At 66.5% G+C, this 17,694-nt stretch carries 20 protein-coding genes and 1 tRNA gene; 9 read left to right on the top strand and 12 right to left on the bottom strand.

Going from position 1 to position 17,694, the window contains the following annotated elements; translation table 11 throughout:
• The 7 genes from EII34_RS06945 to EII34_RS06915 all read left to right on the top strand — a co-directional run bounded on the left by EII34_RS06945 (nucleotide 1) and on the right by EII34_RS06915 (nucleotide 5,186).
• Nucleotides 1-315 (top strand): hypothetical protein, encoded by a 315-nt coding sequence (locus EII34_RS06945; RefSeq protein WP_124844289.1) that lies wholly within the window; start codon nucleotides 1-3, stop codon nucleotides 313-315.
• Nucleotides 312-1,007, top strand: coding sequence for a hypothetical protein (locus EII34_RS06940; RefSeq protein WP_124844287.1), 696 nt, complete (start codon nucleotides 312-314; stop codon nucleotides 1,005-1,007). The genes EII34_RS06945 and EII34_RS06940 overlap by 4 nt, the downstream gene beginning before the upstream one ends.
• A gap of 139 nt (nucleotides 1,008-1,146) precedes the next feature.
• Complete coding sequence (locus EII34_RS06935) at nucleotides 1,147-1,698, top strand: hypothetical protein (protein WP_124844285.1); 552 nt, start codon at nucleotides 1,147-1,149, stop codon at nucleotides 1,696-1,698.
• Nucleotides 1,699-2,760, top strand: a complete 1,062-nt coding sequence (locus EII34_RS06930; RefSeq protein WP_124844283.1) for a peptidoglycan-binding domain-containing protein — start codon at nucleotides 1,699-1,701, stop codon at nucleotides 2,758-2,760.
• On the top strand, nucleotides 2,757-3,398 hold the full coding sequence (locus EII34_RS06925; protein WP_124844281.1) for an ABC transporter ATP-binding protein: 642 nt from the start codon (nucleotides 2,757-2,759) through the stop codon (nucleotides 3,396-3,398). The genes EII34_RS06930 and EII34_RS06925 overlap by 4 nt, the downstream gene beginning before the upstream one ends.
• Entirely contained in the window at nucleotides 3,395-4,480 is a 1,086-nt protein-coding gene (locus EII34_RS06920; protein WP_124844279.1) for an FtsX-like permease family protein, read from the top strand. Before EII34_RS06925 ends, EII34_RS06920 begins: the two co-directional genes overlap by 4 nt.
• A 334-nt stretch (nucleotides 4,481-4,814) precedes the next feature.
• The gene (locus tag EII34_RS06915; protein WP_395858078.1) at nucleotides 4,815-5,186 is read left to right on the top strand and encodes a hypothetical protein; all 372 of its coding nucleotides are present in this window, start codon (nucleotides 4,815-4,817) and stop codon (nucleotides 5,184-5,186) included.
• 102 nt (nucleotides 5,187-5,288) lie between these two features.
• Here the strand turns inward: EII34_RS06915 and EII34_RS06910 are convergent, their stop codons facing one another.
• Nucleotides 5,289-5,963 (bottom strand): DNA alkylation repair protein, encoded by a 675-nt coding sequence (locus EII34_RS06910; RefSeq protein ID WP_124844275.1) that lies wholly within the window; start codon nucleotides 5,961-5,963, stop codon nucleotides 5,289-5,291.
• Nucleotides 5,964-6,220: 257 nt separating this feature from the next.
• Between EII34_RS06910 and EII34_RS06905 the strand changes: the two genes are divergently transcribed.
• On the top strand, nucleotides 6,221-7,204 hold the full coding sequence (locus EII34_RS06905; RefSeq protein ID WP_124844273.1) for a hypothetical protein: 984 nt from the start codon (nucleotides 6,221-6,223) through the stop codon (nucleotides 7,202-7,204).
• On the opposite strand, the gene EII34_RS06900 is transcribed toward EII34_RS06905, so the two are convergent.
• Nucleotides 7,197-8,423: an acetyl-CoA hydrolase/transferase family protein gene (locus EII34_RS06900; protein ID WP_124844271.1), complete on the bottom strand. Its 1,227-nt coding sequence runs from the start codon at nucleotides 8,421-8,423 to the stop codon at nucleotides 7,197-7,199. The two genes, EII34_RS06905 and EII34_RS06900, sit on opposite strands and share 8 nt — an antisense overlap.
• A gap of 8 nt (nucleotides 8,424-8,431) precedes the next feature.
• Complete coding sequence (gene ypfJ, locus EII34_RS06895) at nucleotides 8,432-9,346, bottom strand: KPN_02809 family neutral zinc metallopeptidase (protein ID WP_124844269.1); 915 nt, start codon at nucleotides 9,344-9,346, stop codon at nucleotides 8,432-8,434.
• A gap of 58 nt (nucleotides 9,347-9,404) precedes the next feature.
• Between ypfJ and EII34_RS06890 the strand changes: the two genes are divergently transcribed.
• Entirely contained in the window at nucleotides 9,405-10,097 is a 693-nt protein-coding gene (locus EII34_RS06890) for an NUDIX hydrolase (protein WP_124844267.1), read from the top strand.
• On the opposite strand, the gene EII34_RS06885 is transcribed toward EII34_RS06890, so the two are convergent.
• From EII34_RS06885 to EII34_RS06840, 9 genes are all read right to left on the bottom strand, one after another.
• The gene (locus EII34_RS06885; RefSeq protein WP_124844266.1) at nucleotides 10,079-10,963 is read right to left on the bottom strand and encodes a Bax inhibitor-1/YccA family protein; all 885 of its coding nucleotides are present in this window, start codon (nucleotides 10,961-10,963) and stop codon (nucleotides 10,079-10,081) included. The two genes, EII34_RS06890 and EII34_RS06885, sit on opposite strands and share 19 nt — an antisense overlap.
• Before the next feature lie 642 nt (nucleotides 10,964-11,605).
• Nucleotides 11,606-12,073 (bottom strand): RNA polymerase sigma factor, encoded by a 468-nt coding sequence (locus tag EII34_RS16800; protein WP_221620223.1) that lies wholly within the window; start codon nucleotides 12,071-12,073, stop codon nucleotides 11,606-11,608.
• 203 nt (nucleotides 12,074-12,276) lie between these two features.
• Nucleotides 12,277-12,924 (bottom strand): ATP-binding cassette domain-containing protein, encoded by a 648-nt coding sequence (locus tag EII34_RS06870; protein ID WP_124844263.1) that lies wholly within the window; start codon nucleotides 12,922-12,924, stop codon nucleotides 12,277-12,279.
• Nucleotides 12,925-12,940: 16 nt separating this feature from the next.
• A complete protein-coding gene (locus EII34_RS06865; protein WP_124844262.1) occupies nucleotides 12,941-14,917 on the bottom strand; it encodes a hypothetical protein in 1,977 nt (658 codons plus the stop codon).
• Nucleotides 14,918-15,002: 85 nt separating this feature from the next.
• On the bottom strand, nucleotides 15,003-15,344 hold the full coding sequence (locus EII34_RS06860) for a lactococcin 972 family bacteriocin (RefSeq protein WP_221620222.1): 342 nt from the start codon (nucleotides 15,342-15,344) through the stop codon (nucleotides 15,003-15,005).
• Nucleotides 15,345-15,576: 232 nt separating this feature from the next.
• Nucleotides 15,577-15,650: transfer RNA gene (locus EII34_RS06855), tRNA-Leu, on the bottom strand.
• Nucleotides 15,641-16,561: a Ppx/GppA phosphatase family protein gene (locus EII34_RS06850; RefSeq protein ID WP_124844261.1), complete on the bottom strand. Its 921-nt coding sequence runs from the start codon at nucleotides 16,559-16,561 to the stop codon at nucleotides 15,641-15,643. Before EII34_RS06850 ends, EII34_RS06855 begins: the two co-directional genes overlap by 10 nt.
• Nucleotides 16,558-17,052, bottom strand: coding sequence for a DUF501 domain-containing protein (locus EII34_RS06845; RefSeq protein WP_124844260.1), 495 nt, complete (start codon nucleotides 17,050-17,052; stop codon nucleotides 16,558-16,560). Before EII34_RS06845 ends, EII34_RS06850 begins: the two co-directional genes overlap by 4 nt.
• The gene (locus EII34_RS06840) at nucleotides 17,049-17,666 is read right to left on the bottom strand and encodes an FtsB family cell division protein (RefSeq protein WP_124844259.1); all 618 of its coding nucleotides are present in this window, start codon (nucleotides 17,664-17,666) and stop codon (nucleotides 17,049-17,051) included. The genes EII34_RS06845 and EII34_RS06840 overlap by 4 nt, the downstream gene beginning before the upstream one ends.
• Between the last annotated feature and the right edge of the window lie 28 nt (nucleotides 17,667-17,694).

The raw sequence follows: 17,694 nt of genomic DNA, 5'->3' as shown, positions 1-17,694 counted from the left end.
GTGATGAAGACGAAGAAGCGACTCATCGCCCTCGCGGCAGCCGCCATGCTGTTCGGCTCACTGACGGTGACACCGGCTGAAGCTGCATACACATCAGGCCGAATCAACTGCTACAACAACACCACCGCTGGCGTCCATGGAGCAAAATACGGCCGCTACGATCTCATGATCATAAAACTCGGTGGGCACCAGTTCTACCGAGGTTACGCCCGCTCCAAGACAGTCAAGTCGAACTACCGCAGTACCAACTGGTCGGTCAGCGCGCAGACCCTTGAGGCGCACAAGACTCGTGGCACCTGCATCGTCTACGAATGAGAGCATCCACCTTCTTGACCCTCCCGCTGGGGGTGTGCAGCCTCGGCCTAATCAGCTGCGCACCCCCACAGGCCGCTGCCCCCAGCAGCACCGCCACCACACCCCAGGCCTGGGACCCCAACGCATGGGAACCGCCAGTCAAGGTCACCCTCAAGACCTACACCGAGGAAGAACGCTGGGCCCTCCGCGCAGAGTTGCTGAAACACGATGAGCCGAAGAACAGCCCCGTGCCCGGGGTGGAACTGATCCGATGGACCGAAGGCCCTGCCGAGCACTGGACCACGGTTGCCCAGTGCCTCACCGAGCGAGGCTTCCCCGCCGAGGCCGAGGTGGACTCCAGAGGTGTCATCTTCCCGAATGGCGGATCACCTGAAGAACAAGATGATGCCCTCGAAATCGCTTGGTACGTCTGTCAAGCAGAATACAGCTTGGACCCCCGCTACCACGACGACTGGAATGAAGAACAACTAGGAGTGGTCTACGACTACTTCACTCAGCACTACATCCCCTGCATGAAAGCCCACGACCAGCCCGTCAACGAGAAGAACAAACCCACCCGCGACGTCTACATCGCCACATACAATGACGAGGACGCAGACCCCTGGTGGCCCTACCCAGTCGCAGTGGTACCCCAACACGTGAAAAAGGCCTGTCCTGAACTCCCGCCGGACAAAGCACTCTACGGCGGCTGACATGACCAGGATCCACCTCGCCGCCCTCCTCGCAGGCGCATGCACCCTCGCCCTGACCAGCTGCACACCCCCACCAGAAGCCAGCGCCCCCAGCGCCACCGCACCCCAGACCTGGGACCCCAACCTGTGGGAACCAACCGTGAAGATCACCCCCAAGACCTACACCGAGGAAGAACGCTGGGCCGCCCGAACCGAGTACCTGAAACGCTTGGAGCCCAGCGACGGCCCGCCAGGCGATGTGCAACTGATCCGCTGGGTGAACGGCACCAAGGAATACTCCGAAACGATGGCGCAATGCCTCACTGAGCGTGGCTTTCCAGCCGAACCAGACACACTCGGAGTAGCCTTCTCGAGCGGGAGCCCTCCCAAGGAGCAAGAACAATCTCTTGACATCGCTTGGTACGTGTGTGAAGCACAGTACACCTTGGACCCCCGTTTCCACGGCGAATACACTGATGAACAAGCGGGTCTACTCTACGACTACTTCACCCAGTACTACATCCCCTGCATGAAAGCCCACGACCAGCCCGTCAACGAGAAGGACAAACCCACCCGCGACGTCTACATCGCAACCTTCAGCGGCACGGACAGTGCCCCTTGGTGGCCCTATTCCGAGACCACGGTGCCTCCCAAAGATGTTGCCGAGGCCTGCCCTGAACTCCCACCGGACAAAGCCCTGTATGGAGGATGAATGAAGAAGGCCATCTTTGCCGGAGCTGTCGCGCTGGCAGCGGCAGCCGGTTTCTGGGCCGGGCGGGTCACTCTGGCCCCGCCCCAGGCCACCGGCCAGGCCGACGACTCGTCGGTGACCGTCGAGGTGGTGGAGAAGGAACTCGGCCGGGTGCTGACCCTCAGCACCACCGTTGAACGCGCCAGCGCCCCGGCCGCAGTCAACCGACTCGACGGCACCGTCACCTCCGTTGGCCCCGGAGGCGAGGTGACCAACGGCGACGTCCTCTACGCCGTCAACGGGGTGGCGGTGCGGGTCATCGCAGGCACCACCCCCTTCCACCGGCCCTTGGGTGAGGGCGACAGCGGCCCTGACGTGGCTCAGGTGCAGGCGGCCCTCGTCGTAGCCGGGCACACCACCGAGGCCCCCGACGGGCAGTGGCGCTCCTCCACCACGGCCGCGATGCGGGCCTGGCAGAAGGCCGCCGGTCAACCCGAGACCGGCACCATGAACCTGGGGGAGCTGGTGGCCGTACCGACCCTGCCCACCCAGGTCAGCCTCGACACCTCCATCCTGTGGCCCGGCGCCCCCGTGGCAGGAGGTGAGGTCGTCGTGCGCGCCATGAGCGGCGACCCCACCTTCGCGATGGTGCTCACCCCACAGCAGGCCGAACTCGTACCACCCCAGACCACCGTGAAGGTCCGCCACGGTGACCACGCCTGGGAAGGAATCACCGGCGAGCACATCCCGAACGACCAGGGCGTGAGCGTCCCCATCACCGCCCAGGACGGCACCCTGCTGTGCGGTGACCAGTGCGCCGCGCTACCCGGCAAGGCCAACCTCCTCACCGACGTCCAGATCATCCCGCCGGAGACCGGGCCGGTCGTCCCCGTCGCCGCTCTCACCACCCAGCCGGATGCCACCACCACCGTCACCGTCGTGACGAGCAGCGGCGACGAACAACGCACCGTCACCATCCGCACCGTCGCCGAGGGGCTCACCGTCGTCGACGGGGTGAACCCGGGCGAGCAGGTGCGGGTCCTCGGGTCGTCCAACCCGACCCCGGAGGCCTCGCCCTCATGACCACCCTCAACGTCGATGATCTGCGCTTCGCCTACGCCAAGGGACAGACCGAACTCTTCGACGGCCTGAGCCACCGGTTCACCCCGGGTGCGGTCACCGCGCTGACCGGGGCATCAGGGCGCGGCAAGTCCACACTGCTGTACGTGCTCGGGCTCATGCTCACCCCTTCCGCGGGCACCGTCACCATCGGCGACGACGTGGCCTCCACCCTGCCCGACCACCAGCGGGCACGGCTGCGGGCCACCCGCATCGGCTTCGTCTTCCAGGACTCCGAGCTGGACCCATCACGCATCATCCTCGACTCGGTGACCGAGCCCGGCCTCTACGCCGGGGCCGACCGCGATGAGTTGCGCACCCGCGCCCGTGACCTGCTCACCCGGTTCGGCCTGGCAGAGCGCGCCGACCACCGCCCCGGCCAGATCTCCGGTGGCCAGGCACAGCGCGTGGCGATCTGCCGCGCCCTGGTCAACTCCCCCGACATCGTGCTGGCCGACGAACCCACCGGAAACCTCGACCCGGACAACTCCACGCTGGTCCTCGACGCCCTCGCCGAGGCCGCCGGGGAGGGCCGTACCGTGGTGGTCGCCACCCACGACCCCAGCGTCGTGGCGCGAGCCGACGAGGTGCTGAGCCTGTGAGACCCGTCGATCTGCTCCGCGAGGCCTTCACCGCCGCCCGCTGCTCCCCCGTCCCCAGCGCCCTCGTGGCCCTCGTCGTTGCGGCGACGGCGTGCGTCGCCCTCGTCACCGTCGGACGCCAGGCGGCACTTGAGGCCGATCTGGCCCGCGACCTGGCAGGCCCGAACGCCCGCACCCTGACCGTGACCGATGTCAACGGCTCCAAGACGTTGAGCCCCGCCGCCGTGGCCGTGCTGCGTAACCTGTCCACCGTCGAGGCGGTGGTCGGCAGCAACACCCCCGTCGATGTGGTCAACGGCGCGGTGGGGGAACCCAAGGTGGCGCTGGTCGGGCTCGTCGGCGACATCGAACGTGCCGTCACCCTCACCCGTGGCCGCCTGCCCCGCACCCCCGGGGAGGCCGTGGTATCCATCGAGGTGCAGCGCAGGCTCGGCCTGGCCGAGCCCGTCGGCTTCCTGAACGGCCCGAACGGCCGCCAATGGGCCATCGTCGGGTCGTTCACTCCTCAGGCGCCTTTTCAGGAGTTGGCGAGCATGGCCGTGACCACGGTGACCGACGACCAGCCGCTGCGTCAGGTGAAGACCCTCTCAGCAGGCATCGAGGTCACCGCCGCCACCCAGAATGCGGCTCTTGGCATCGTGGCCGCGGGGGCGAACAAGCTCAGTGTGGACTCCCCGCTGGCTGCGGCCGCGGCCGGGCAGCTCGTGGAGCGGCAGATCACCGGGTTCGGGCGCTCGCTACTGTTGTTGATCCTCGGGGCCGGGGGGTTCTTCGTCGCTGTCGTGGTGCTGGCCGATGTCCTGATCCGACGCCGTGACCTCGGCCGACGGCGCACCCTCGGCATCACCCGCGCTGATCTCGTCGCCCTGGTTGCGCTGCGCACCGCCGTCCCGGCAGGGATCGGGGCGCTCGGCGGGATGACCCTCGGGGTGGGGTTGGGGGCGCTGTGGGGTCAGGTCCCGGGCCTGGACTTCGCCCTCGCCGTCGCGGTGCTGGCCTGCCTGACCACCCTGCTGGCGGCGATCCCACCCGCGGTGCTCGCAGCGAACCGGGACCCGGTGGCGGTGATGCGCACCGCGTGAGTGGCGCTGAAAACCCACAGGTTCCCTGCACTCATTCGCCTCACTGGCCTACAGCGGCCCCAGTTCAAAGCGTGACGCTGGCGGGCAGGAGCTACCTCCACCACGCCTCGTTTCCCACCGTGGATGACATGGACGTGCGGGATGAGAGTCGGCGTCCACGTTGATGCTCGACCCCATGGCCCACAGGGACCAAGACGTCCACCTCAAAGCTCTGGAACACCACCGCTTGGTGGACTGGATCGAGTACGGGCGTTACGTCACTCGGACAAAAACTGCCTTACTGGCAACCTCTGACCATGCTGGACCACCCCAACCAGTCCTCGCTGACTGGCCCGTGAAGGTCCGTGACGCGCACGACAACCTCGTTGAAGACGCACGCTTCATCGTCAAATACCTGCATGTGGAGGAGAAGGGAAGCAACGTGAACGTCGCCTCCCACCTGCTACTGGACGTCCTTGAGCAGAACATTGACGCAGCGATGGTGATCTCCAACGACTCTGACCTGGCCTGGCCTGTCAGCCAAGCACGCAAACGGGTCCCCGTTGCCACAGTGAGCCCCCGGAACAAGGTCACCGCTGGCGCCCTACAGGGGTCTCCCACCGACGGAGCGGGAAGGCACTGGTGGTGGAAAATCCAGAAGCAGATCTACCAAGCGTGCCAACTTCCTGATCCGTGCGGAAACCAGCGGAAGCCGCGTGGCTGGTGAGGAGACACCCCAACCGTCTTCCGTGGAGGTGAGGTTGACTCCCCCCACACAGCCCGATAGACTTCATGAAAACTCACCCGGCTCCTCGTGGGTCGGGTCTTTTCATGCCCTCCCGGTGCGCCGTTGGACGACCTCCGGCACCCAGACCGGGACGTAGGGGGAGATGCAGCCACCCGACGTCGGATGGTTCTTCAGCACCTCGAGGCGCTCCCCGATCTCCAGCACCCGCTCGCGGTAGGACTCGTGCTCGATACCGATGTTGCCCAGACAGGTGTTCATCGCCCACTGCAACCGCTCAGGGGCATCCTTCATCTCGGCCTCGATCACATCCAGCAGCGCAGCCAGGTCCAGACCCTCCGGGTTCTTCACCACCCGGTCCGTCGTCAACGCCCACCCCGCCGCCGCGATGCGGGGCTCCGGGTCTGCCAGCCAGCGCGTGCGCAACTCCTCGGCGTGCCGCGACTTCGCCGCCAAGTAGCTGACGAACCAGTCGGTCTCCTTGTTCGTGGCGGCCTCCCGGAGCCATCGGTCCAGCTCCGCGACGGTGAACTGCTTCGGCCGGGCGACGAGCAGAGCCACCAGCCTGGCGTTCGGCTGCCGCGTGGCCCACAGGGCCCGCGCCAACTCCGGCTGAGCCCCGAGCTGTTTCGCAATTCCACGCACCTTTGTCAGGTTCACGGAATGGGCATCACCATGACGGCGATTGACGGCCAATGCCTTGGGATCCGCAAGGGATTCCAACTCGGCGAGCACATCGGGAAGAACAGGTCGGAGCACGCGTCCATCCTAATCAACCCGGCTTTGAGAACTCAGGTCGGGGTCACTGTTGATGCTCATTCAGGACCCGGAAACCCATCCTCGGTTCGGCCGACAACGACACCGATCCGCCCGTTCCACGGGACGCCCCCGAACCGGGAAGGCCCCTTTTGTCACCCTCCAAACTCACTCTGACTTCGGCTTACTCTGCCCGGAAGGACGACGACACCGCCTCGCCGTCCGGAGGTCAGGACCCTGCGGTCTCCTAGAATGTGGGGGTGAAGATGTCCCGCACCGCCACCGTCGTGGTGCTCGCGCTGCTCGCAGGGTGCACCCAGCAGGCCCCGGAACCAACGCACTCCAACTCTCCCACACCCGCTCCCCCCACGTCATCCACACCCTCCACACCTGCGGCCTCCCCGTCGCCCAGCCCCTCACTGCCGGTGAAACTGTCCCTGACCAAGGACCTCACCCACGGCGGTGCCGAGGTGGTCCTGAAACGCATCACCGGGCTCTACGGCAACCTTCCCGCCCTCAAGCTGGACGTCTCCGAGACCGAACTCACCATCACCCTGCTGGATCGCGACGAACACCCCGTCACCCTGCGCTGGCGGGAGGGCACCATCTCCCAGGTCGACTCCGACGTGAAATACCTGGAACAGACCACCTTCCAACCCACCGACTTCCCCCTCGGCAACATCGCGACGACCTTCGCGGCCGCGGAGGAGCTGGGCGCGAAGGGCGAGAAGGTGCTCCAGGTCGTGGAGTACCGCCCCGGCGAGGTCTACATGACCGTCACCACCAGCCCGGAGACCAAGACCGTGTTCTTCACCCGCAAGGGTGAGGCGGTCCGGACACTCGGGTTCCACTCCGTCGCGGACATCACCCAGGGCCTGAAGGAGGTGGTGGCAGGTGCCAGGGCCGCCACCCAGGTCGGGTTCTCCCCCGAGGCGGGCTACTGGGTGGATCTTCCACCCACCTCCGGCGTCACGGAACGACGCTCCCGGATGGGCGCACTTCCCGTCTACGTCACCCGACGCAACGAGACCACGAACCGACCCGCCTTCGACCCCGTGGCGATCGATGCCCTGGTGCTGGCCAGGGCCATCGAGAAGTACGCACCCGACGAGACCAAGCCGTGCCGGGTCGAGATCGACTCGCGTTTCGTCAAGGTCGCCCCGACGGTGCGCTACGACTGCGACGGCCGCGTCACCTGGACCGACCTGGCCGGCCAGGAGTACACCGAGGCCGAACTCAACTGAGCAGCCCCATCCGCTCGGCCTCCGCCGTGAGCTGCTCCCGGGCCCTCGGGTGCGCGGCACCGATCAGCCCGAGCGCCTGATCACGTTGACTGGCACCGAAGATCCGTGCCGCCCCCTGCTCCGTCACCACCCACGAGGGCTGCAGCGACGTCGTCGCCTCACTCAGTTTCGCCACGACGGTGGACCGGTCGGCCTTCGGGTGCCACGACTTCAACGCGATGATGGACTGCCCGCCCGGGGAGTGCAGGGCACCCACGACGAAGTCCGCCTGCCCGCCGGTGCCGGAGATGATCCGGTCCTGCACCCGGGTGGCGTTGACCGCCCCGAACAGGTCCACCTGCAGCGCGGTGTTGATGCTGGTCACCGCCGGCTGCTGGGCGATCATGCCGGGACTGTTGGTGGTCTCGCAGCGCAGCAGCCGCAACTGCGGGTTGTTGTCGGCCCAGGCGTACATCTCGGCCGAGCCGTAGGCGAAGGTGGCGGTGATGGGATGGTCCGGGTCCAGCACCCCGGCCAGGGCCAGGTGGTGGAAGCCGTCGGCCATCAGTTCGGTCCACACCCGCAACCGTCTCGCCCCGCCGAGGGCCTTCAACACCGCACCGGGCAGGGCGCCGATCCCCATCTGGAGGGTGGCCCCCTCGGGAATCATCGCCGCCAGACGTTCCCCGAGTGCCGCGGACTCGTCGTCGATGGGGATGTCACCGGCCACGGGGACCGGTTCGGTGATCTCCACCGCGAGGTCGATGTCGGAGACGTCCAGCACACCGTCGCCCTGGATGAACGGCATCTCCTCGTTGATCTGGGCGACGAGCAGCCCTCCTCTGGCCTTGAGTGCCTCGATGGCCCCGGGCAGCACCTGCACCTCGATGCCGAGGCTGACCTTTCCATCGATGACGCGGGAGGTCTGGACGGCCACGACGTCGGGCGGCAGGGTGGAGGTGAACAGTTTCGGGGTCACCGAGAGCCTGGCCGGGTAGTAGTCGACGCGCGGGTTGCCACGCAGCCCGGACCCGACGAAGGTGGTCTCGATCCGCACCCCGTCGCGATCGGGCAGCGCGCCGAGACCGTTGACGATGAACAGCCGGTACTCCGCGATGGCCGCATCCAGCAGAGCAAGCAGGGCACGAGGGGTCCCGAAGCTGCCCTGGGTGACGATGCGGGGATTCGAGGGCAGGCTGGGCAGCGCTGTCTCCAGCTGCTCAGGGGTGATGATGCGCATCCAGGTCCTCAGATCTCAGCCGTGTCGAAGGTGTTGCAGGCAGCGGGGTCGCCACTGTCGAACCCGATCCCGACCCAGCGCTGCCGCTGCTCGGAGCTGCCGTGGGTCCAGGACTCGGGATTGACGAAACCACCCTGCTGGCTCTGGATGTGGTCGTCACCGACGGCGCGTGCCGCGTCGCTGATGCGCAGCAGGTCGTCGCGGGAGACCGAGGCGATCGGGGAGTTCGGGTCCTTGAGGGTGTTGTGGAAGAACACCCCTGCGTAGCAGTCCGCCTGCAGCTCGAGGCGCACCTGCTGGGAGCCGTCACCGGCGTCGCGCTTGACCGAACGCAACGTGCCGTCGAGGTTCTGGACGTGGTGGCCGTACTCGTGGGCGATGATGTAGAGCTCCGCGGCATCGCCACCGCTGGCCCCGAGCTGTTTCAGCAGCTGACCGACGAAGGAGTCGTCGATGTAGACGGTGGAGTCGCCGGGGCAGTAGAACGGCCCCATCTGGCTCTGGCCGACACCGCACGCGGTATGGGTGGTACCGGTGAACAGCAGCATGTCGGCCGACTTGTAGCCGGGCTTGGCCTTGGCCCAGTAGTTCTGCACCGCCACCTCGTAGTTGACCCACCGGCAGTCGCGGTTCTGCTGCACCGACACCCCGTCGCACTGGGTCTCGTAGGCACCGGGGCGGGAGTCGGAGCCGGGATTCTGGCCGCCCATGAGGTCACCGACGTTGAGCCCGAGTGAGGGGCCGAGGACGAGGGCCAGCAGCAGGACCACGATGCCACCGAGGCCACCGCCCACGGCCATCCCGCGGCCACGGCCACCCAGCCCACCGCCCAGGCCTCCCCCGAGACCACCACCGGACCGGGAACCTCCCTGGGCGCGGCGGGTACGGGTGCCGGACAGGTCAGCGCTGTCGCGATAGTCCACGTTTGCCCTCCTGAAGAAGTCGTCGTCCCACTCTATCCTGCAGGCATAGGATCATCAGGTGCGCTTGTGTGGTTTCAGCCGTGGTTCCCTGGTGACGAGTTTTGTCGTGGAACACGGGAAGCACCCGGACCACACCCTGTTCCGGCAGGGCTGGGTGCTGCTGCGGCCCCTGCACACGCGGCTCCGCGACGGCGAGGTCGAGGTGGATGTCGAGGTGCGTCGCTGCCGCCCACAGGACCCCGCCCCGACGGCCCGGTTCATCCACCACGAGGAGCCGGGCAGCACGGAGACGCCCGTGGTGCATCAACGGGTGGGTGCGTATGCCATCGTCGTCTCCCCCTGGGGGGTGCTGGGGACGGTGAACTCCTCCCTGACCAAGGCCCCGGGGACATGGGCTCTCCCGGGTGGCGGCCTCGATCCCGGCGAGGACCCGGCCGACGGGGTGCGACGTGAGGTGTTCGAGGAGACGGGGCAGCACATCCGGCTGGGACAGCTGGTGGCAGTGCAGTCCGATCACTGGATCGGGCGGGCGGTCAACGGTGTGCTGGAGGACTTCCACGCGCTGCGGCTCATCCATGCCGCAACATGCGAGACACCCAGCCACCCCGTGCTCCACGACCTGGGAGGGTCGACGGAGCGGGCTGGCTGGGTGCCGGTGAAGATGTGGCGGCAGCGCCGCTGGACGTCACCTGCGTTCGAGGCGCTCAGTCAGCACCTCGAACGCATCCTGGCTCAGTCCTGCTGGAAGTAGGACAGGATCCGCAGCATCTCGATGTAGAGCCACACCATGGTGACGGTGATGCCGAAGGCGGCCCGCCACGACTCCGAGGCCGGGGCCTGGGCGGCGATGCCGCGCTCGACGAAGTCGAAGTCCAGCACCAGGTTGAACACCGCGAGGCAGACGGCGAGGATCGAGACGCCGATGGAGAGCAGGCCCGCGCTGGAACCGACGTCACGCAGCCCGGTGTCGAACCCGAGCATGGCCAACGCGAAGTTGACCAGCATCACGCCGGCGAAGGCCATGGTGGCGATGGTCACCATCTTGCGGAACTTGCCGGTGACGCGGATGTTGAAGAACTTGTACGCAGCCAGCGTGGCACCGGCGGTGACGAAGGTGGCGAGCACGGCGGACATGACGATGCCGGGCCACATCATGTCGAAGAACTTCGACAGACCACCGATGAACACGCCCTCCAGGACGGCGTAGATGGCCAGGGCCACCGGGCTGATCCTGGCACGCATACCGACGACGAGGGAGGCCACCAGCGAGGCGACGGCTCCGCCGATGGTGACGGGGATCACCAGTTCCACCGGGACCAGGAGGTAGGCACCCGCGGCCACGGCGAAGACGATGAGCAGCGAGATGGCGGTCTTGGCCAGGACGTCGTCCATGGTCATGACACCACTGATGTGCTGCGGCTGCGGCTGCTGGTGGCCGAGCGGTGCACCCGGCTGCCCGTACGGGTTCTGCCCGTACGGTGCGTAGGGGGCCTGTCCGGGCTGGGGGTAGCCATAGCCCGGCTGGGGCTGCCCGTAGCCCTGCTGCGGGTAGCCGTAGCCGGTCGGCTGAGGCGGTCGGTTGAACGTCTCACTACGGGAGAACACGGGGTTGGCCATGTTGGTGCCCTTCACATTCGTTAACTGTTGCCCTCCAGTCTAGACGGCCTCACCGACAGTTCCCAGTGCGAACCTGGAGCAGCCCCCGTCCGGCCGCCACCTGACCGTCAACCCCACCCAGCCCGCACGTTATGTCATTTCAGCGAGTTGTCGGGCATGTCATCGACGAAACGTGCAACTGACCCCCGGAAAGTACATCAAACGGAGGACACGAGCGCACCCATAAATCGAGGAAAACAACGATTTTTGCCCGCGCCTGTCGTCTGCTCCGTAGCATGGACCCATGCACGACGACGGTCCCTCCCGGCCCTCGGGCCAGCTGATCCGCAGCTCCACAGCGGAGTTCTTGATCTTCACCGGCCAGGACGGCGGAGCAAGCATCGAGGTGCGCCACGAGGACGAGACGGCGTGGCTGACCCGACGGCTGATGGCCAAGCTGTTCGGCACCGCCCGGACCAACTCGGAGCACCCCACCCAGTTCCACAAGTGGGCCACCCGGGTGCTGCGGGACCTCGACCTCAAGGGCCACGTCATCGACCGGAAACGGATGGGCAACGGCCCCTTCCTCGACGAGGACCACCACGAGCGCCTTCTGGGGAAACCGCATGCCCGAGCAGGTTTCCCCACGAGACCCCAGCATGGTCACAGCTGCCGCTCCTCCAAGATCATGCGCAGGCTCTTCCTTGCCCGAGCCAGTCGAGCGCGCACAGCCTCTGCAGAGACATTCAACAGCGAGGCAATCTCCGTGGCCTTCATCCCCTGCCAATAGGCAAGCACAAGAACCTCTCGATACGACTCACACAAGCAATCAACTGCTTCTCGAACTCCGCTCACCACATCGCAGCCTTGCCGTTGGACTAAACAGTCCAAGGCAATCCTAGCCTGCAATGCAGCCCTCCTGCGCCGAGCTCGGTACTCGTTTCCTATCAGATTTCTTGCAGTCTCAAAGAGCCAAGGCACCTCGAGAGCTCCTCCAGAGCAATGGTACCCCCACGCAACCCTGAAAACCTCGGCCACGATCTCCTCAGCGTCCTCTTGTGAGTTGACCCTCCGCTCAACAGTTGCCAGCAGCGAAGCATAGTGCTGTGTGTAGATTTCCTCGAACGACATCGTCCCCCCCTCCAGTGCCGACAAACAGCGGCAAACATCTCCCCGCGGCACCCATCCCAAGAATGCCGTAGCAGCATCAACCAGGCAATCCTTCACCCAGAAATCTGGCCATTGGTTGACCGCACTTGCCCCGAAGCGCCACGTGGGAGCCATCCACGCCCTTGGCCAGGCACCACCAGAGACCTTGGGAGGAGCTGGACTTTTCAGGAAACCCTTCGCCCTCTTCCAGTCAGCGACCTATTCATCTGATGATGCTGGTGGCAGGCCGCGATCATCTCGTCGTCGTGGGTGGCGATGACGACCGTGGCCCCCTTGGCTGCGAAATCGGCGAACAGCTCCACCACCAGGCGACGGTTCGCCGCATCCAGCGAGGCCGTCGGCTCGTCCACGAAGAGCACCTGGGCGTCACGGTGGATGGCTCGGGCCAGGGCGAGGCGTTGTTTCTCCCCGCCGGAGAGGTGGCTGGCCAGCTCATCCTCTCGCCCCGCCAGGCCGACGTGTTCCAGCACGGCCTTCAGCTCAGCGGATTCACCTCCCCGACGCAGGGTGACGTTGAAGGCCACCGGCTCATCATCGATGATCCCGTAGTCCTGCAGAACGAAGGCTGCGTGGTCTCGCCAGAAAGCACGGCAGGCCCGCGCACTTCCCCCTGAGATCACCGCCCCATCAGCGGTGACCTTGCCCTTGCTGGGCGGCAGCAGCAGCCCGAGGGTGTGCAGCAGGGTGGTCTTGCCGGACCCCGACGGCCCGATCAGGGCGGTCATCTCCCCGGGCACACATCGCACGGACTCTCCCGCAATGATCTGCTTCTGGCCGATCTTGACTCCGACGTCATGGGCTTCGATGAGCATGGGTCTCCGCTCCTTCCTAGAGCTTTCGGTGCGTGATGCGGGTGAAGATCGTCGCGGCGGCGGCGGCATGGGCGAGGTTCAGCACGGCCAGCCCTGCAATCCCTGCGACCGCTGTCGCGAGCAGTGCCGCGGGGGTCCCCAGCTGGAGGAGCAGGGCCACGGCCACCACCACGCCGCCAAGAATCAGCTCGCGGCGGGCACGTGGCCGGGTCGTCTGCTCCCATGTCGCACCGCTCAGTCTCATCGGGAAGTCACGGCGGGTGTTGAGCAGAGCCGCGATCACTGCGTTCACCCCGGCCGCGACGATGAAGGCAGCTGTCATGGCCACCACCGCAACGGTCAGGATACGCGCCAGGTGGGCTGCGAACTGTGCGCGCAGAATGCCCTGCTCCGCCGCATACAGTGGAAGGATCGCTCCCTCGACCCCCAACTCGGCCAGCCCGGCCTCATCCAGCCCAGCCTCCTTCAGCAACCCGTTCGTCTCAGCCACCCCTGTCAGCATGACATTTCCGGTGGAGGCGAGGCTGACGAGATTTGGCGGATCGAACACGACATCAACCGACGGGGCCTCGATCACCAGGACATCATTGAAGAAACTCAGCTGCCCCGGCCTGCCGCCATCGGCCACCGGGTATGCCACTCCTGAGGCTGGAACATGAAATTTGAGGTCCGCCAGAACCTCTCCTTCAGAGTTTGCGTTTCTGTTCCAGATAACCCAAGAATCACCCAGTTCCTGTTGAAGCATCGGCATCTCCTGCTCCCGGGAAACCGGAACGAGCACATCATCCCCAACCGATGTCGAGACAAGATTGATCCAACCGGAGTTGACGATGGAGATCGCCGAGTAAGGTCCGAAATCAGCGGACCAGTCCGTTTCCTTGATGGTGTAGGACATGACTGCCTGTCCTTCGGATTCAGCACTGGACACTGCCTGCTGGACCCGATTCGCCACAACATCGAGCTGTTCTGAAGTCATCTCGAAGCCCAACATGACCTGATCCGAGAACTCATACCACGTCGAAAGCTGTCGGGCACTCTGCTCCGCCTCCTGGGCAGCCATCCATGCCGGTCCTGCAGAAGCAACCAGGGCGAACAGAGTCAGCGCCTGGACGATGCGCGCTGGTCCCTGCAACATCCTCACCGCGGGCTTCCGGGTGGCGAACAGTGCGGCACTGGGCCAGGCCACCACCGACAGCAGAAGGATCACGACCCCGCACAGCACGAAGGCGATGATCTCGAAGGAGACCAACGCCTGGGCGAAGAGCGGAACGTGGACCCAGCCACGTGTGAGCCCGACGAACCCGCAGCACAGCAACCCCACCAGCACAGCGCTGCCCACCAGAAACAGCAGATACCCTCCGATGTCCTGGGCCTGGATGCGCCACGGCGAACCCCCGGCCAGCACCCGCAACGCACGGGACCTGGCCTTGGTGGCAAGCCAGAACACCGTGAGCGCCGCCACGAGCAGGGCAGCTGCCGCGACAGGGGCCATGAAACCGTTCTGTGAGACCGAGACCAGCGACCGCACCGTCTCAAGCACGGAGGCCTCGGTCACGGTGACACCAATTCCCTCGGCCCTCAGCGCGGCAGCTGCCTCACCCAACCGGGTTGGGTCCACCACGAGGTAGGCCCCGTCAGGCTTGGAGTTCGCAAGCCGCTCCAGGGCCACCACCTCGGAGCCCCGCTGGTCCCCGAACCATTCCACGCTGCGCAACGGTTGCCCGTTGACGGCCACGAACACCTCACGTCCGGTGTCCTCGAGGTCGGGGGCCACCTTGTACAACCCGAGGTCGTACTCCTCCCCGGTGCTTCGGAGCAGCTCCCGACCTGCATCAGCTGCGATTCCGGTCTGGCTGAAGTCAACCGTGATCTGGGCCCCCACCCCCAGGCTCTGCGGCCAGCTCCGGTCATGGAAGTCAGCAACCATCGCTGCCATGAAGCCCAACAGGCCGAACAGCACGATCATCGTCGCGGCAACGACCTTCTTCTGCACGAAACCTCCCGAAGTCCTTCAGCTCACCTTCTTCCTGGCGGGCGTGGTGCACCGGATTCCGGTGCACCACGCCCACGAAGAACGCTCAGCAGACCCTGTAGTGGTACTGGCCATCGAGCCCTGGTGAGTTCAGCGTCCAGATCTCCGCGATCGACTTCTTACCTCCTCGTGTGTCGATGCTCCGTGCAACCTTCTCGTAGGCTCCGTGGATCTTCTTGGACACGGTGCTGCCGTGGCACTTGTTGACCGTGTAGTACGAACGCAGGTAGAGGTTGTAGTAGCCGTACTCCCAGGTACCCCCTGCGCTCGGGTACTGCGTTCGCATCCCCGCCGACTCCCACGCGCCTGCAGCACCGACCTGCGCTCCTGCGAGCAGCCCCACGGCGACCACCATGGCCGCGACTCGCTTCCCCAAGCTCCACTTCATGACAGACTCCTCTCCGTCCTGTCGACCACAGCGACAGGTGTCTGGTCAGCGCCATCACCTCCCCTGTGGTCTGGGGTTTCAGGTTGTCCCCGGTGGCCGCTGTGTCCACCGGGTGAGCAGGCCCGCTCACCCTTCATGTTTCCGGCTTGCCCCAAAGTGTGACACAAGTCCGCAACAATTTTGTCACACCGCTGGTCGCCACCTCCACAGTCCGCGAGCAGCGACTGCACAGTGCCCCCGACGGGATTCGAACCCGTACTTGGGCGGGTTTAAGCCGCCTGCCTCTGCCAGTTGGGCTACGAGGGCTGATGCAACAGTTCCAAGGCGATGCCGTCCAGGATGTCGGTCTCGCTGACCATCACCTCCCCACCCGGGATCCGCGCGCTGATCTCGTCGAGGATCACGGCCCCCGCCCCGATCACACCCGCCCTCAGCGGATGCATGCACGCCTCCTGCTCGATCTCCGCGACCGGAACACTCGTCCAGTGCCGGGCCACCTCCTGGACCTGAGCCCTGCTCAGCACACTCCGGTGCACCGCATGACGGGAGTACTCGCTCAACCCCAGCACCCGCGCCGTCGCACTCGTGACCGTGCCCGCCACCCCGACGGCGGTGCGCACCTGCCCGAAATCCACCCCCGAGCCGTCCAGCAGCTCCCCGACGAACCGACGCGCCGCCACCAGTTCCGCCGCCGTCGGCGGGTCCGAGGGCAGCAGTCGCTCCCGCAGCCGCACCGCCCCCACGTCCAGCGACACCGCCCGGGTGACCTCATCGCCCCCGTCCAGCAGCACCAGCTCCGTCGAGCCACCACCGATGTCGAACACCAGAACCGGGGCAGGTGCCGTCAGCCCGGAGAGCACCCCGGCGCTGGAGAGCCGGGCCTCCTCGTCCCCGGAGATCACATCCGGCACCACCCCCAGCCGCTGCTCCACGCCGTCGAAGAACACCTGCCGGTTGGACACGTCCCTGGCCGCCGAGGTGGCGACGAACCGCAGCCGCTCCACCCCGAGGTCAGCGACGATGCCCGCGTACTCCTCACACACCGCGAAGGTCCTGGCCAGGGCATCCGGGTGGAACTCCCCCATGGCGTCCACCCCCTGCCCCAGCCGCGCCAACCGCACCTGACGCTCCAGCTCGACGAGCTGGTCACCGTCGCGCCGCAGCACCAGCAGCCGGATCGAGTTGGTGCCGCAGTCGACGGCGGCGACGGTGGTCACCCCGCCACCCCGCAGCACACCTCACCGAACCGCTCCCGGATCAGGGCCAGGGCCTCGTCCCCGAGTGGATTGACCCCCGGCCCCGCCGCCAGGGCGTGCCCCACCAGCACGTGCAGGCACTTCACACGGGTCGGCATCCCACCGGCCGAGATGCCCTCGATCTCCGGCACCTCACCGAGCGCCGCCCGGTCCGCCAGGTACGCCTCGTGGGCCGCCCGGTACCGGTCCGCCAGGTCCTGATCCTCCGACAGGCGCTGCGTCATCTCGGCCATCACGCCGTCGGCCTCCAGGGTGGAGCAGGCCGCCACCAGCCGGGGCGCGGTCAGGTAGTACACCGTCGGGAACGGGGTGCCGTTCTCCAGGCGCGGGGCGGTCTTGACCACCCCCGGTCTGCCGCAGGCACACCGCCACGCGATCTCGACGACGCCGCGGGGAGCACGGCCGAGCTGTGCCTCCAGCTCGGCCAGGTCAGCGGGAGAAACCGTCGTCATGGTGTCTCCGACTCGCTGGGCATCGGGATCGACGGCACGGTGCCCTCCTGACCCTCGACGGGGTTGTCGGCGTACCGGACCGACCCCCACATGCCCTCCCACCAGAGGCCCTCCGGCCGGGTCGGGGCCAGCACCGTCGAATCACCACCGATGGGTTTGCCGTCGGCACCGATCACCCGGTACCCCGTCTCACCGGGAACCACCCAGCCGAGCCGTTCCCGGGCCTCGGCCTTGATGAACACCGGGTCCCGCCACCGCTCCAGCTGATCCTCGAGATCACTGATCCGGTCCTTCCGGGCCTCGATCGCGGCACGCGTCGCCGCGATCTCGTGGGCCTGGGCGAAGTACACCCTCAGGCTCTGCGCCAGGGTGACCCCCAACGCGGCGATGACGACGGCGAGCAGCAGCAGCCGCCACGTCATCGACAGGGCACGCTCCGAGTTCGGGAGTCGCGGTGACGAGTCGACCAGGTCCTTGGTCTCCTCCACGTCGACGGGGCGGGGCCTGCTCCTCCCCGTCCCGGCACGTTCACCAGGACGAGCAGCGGTCCGGGACCGTGGCGAACCACGACCCGGACCGCTGCTCGCCGGTTTGCTGCGAGGTGCTCCAGGCATGCAACCAGTGTGACCGATCCGTGCCCGG

Source organism: Arachnia propionica, assembly GCF_003859805.1.
Classification (GTDB): Bacteria; Actinomycetota; Actinomycetes; order Propionibacteriales; family Propionibacteriaceae; genus Arachnia; species Arachnia propionica_C.
The sequence above is the reverse complement of the archived record's forward strand: the minus strand, read 5'-3'. Positions and strand labels throughout refer to the sequence as shown.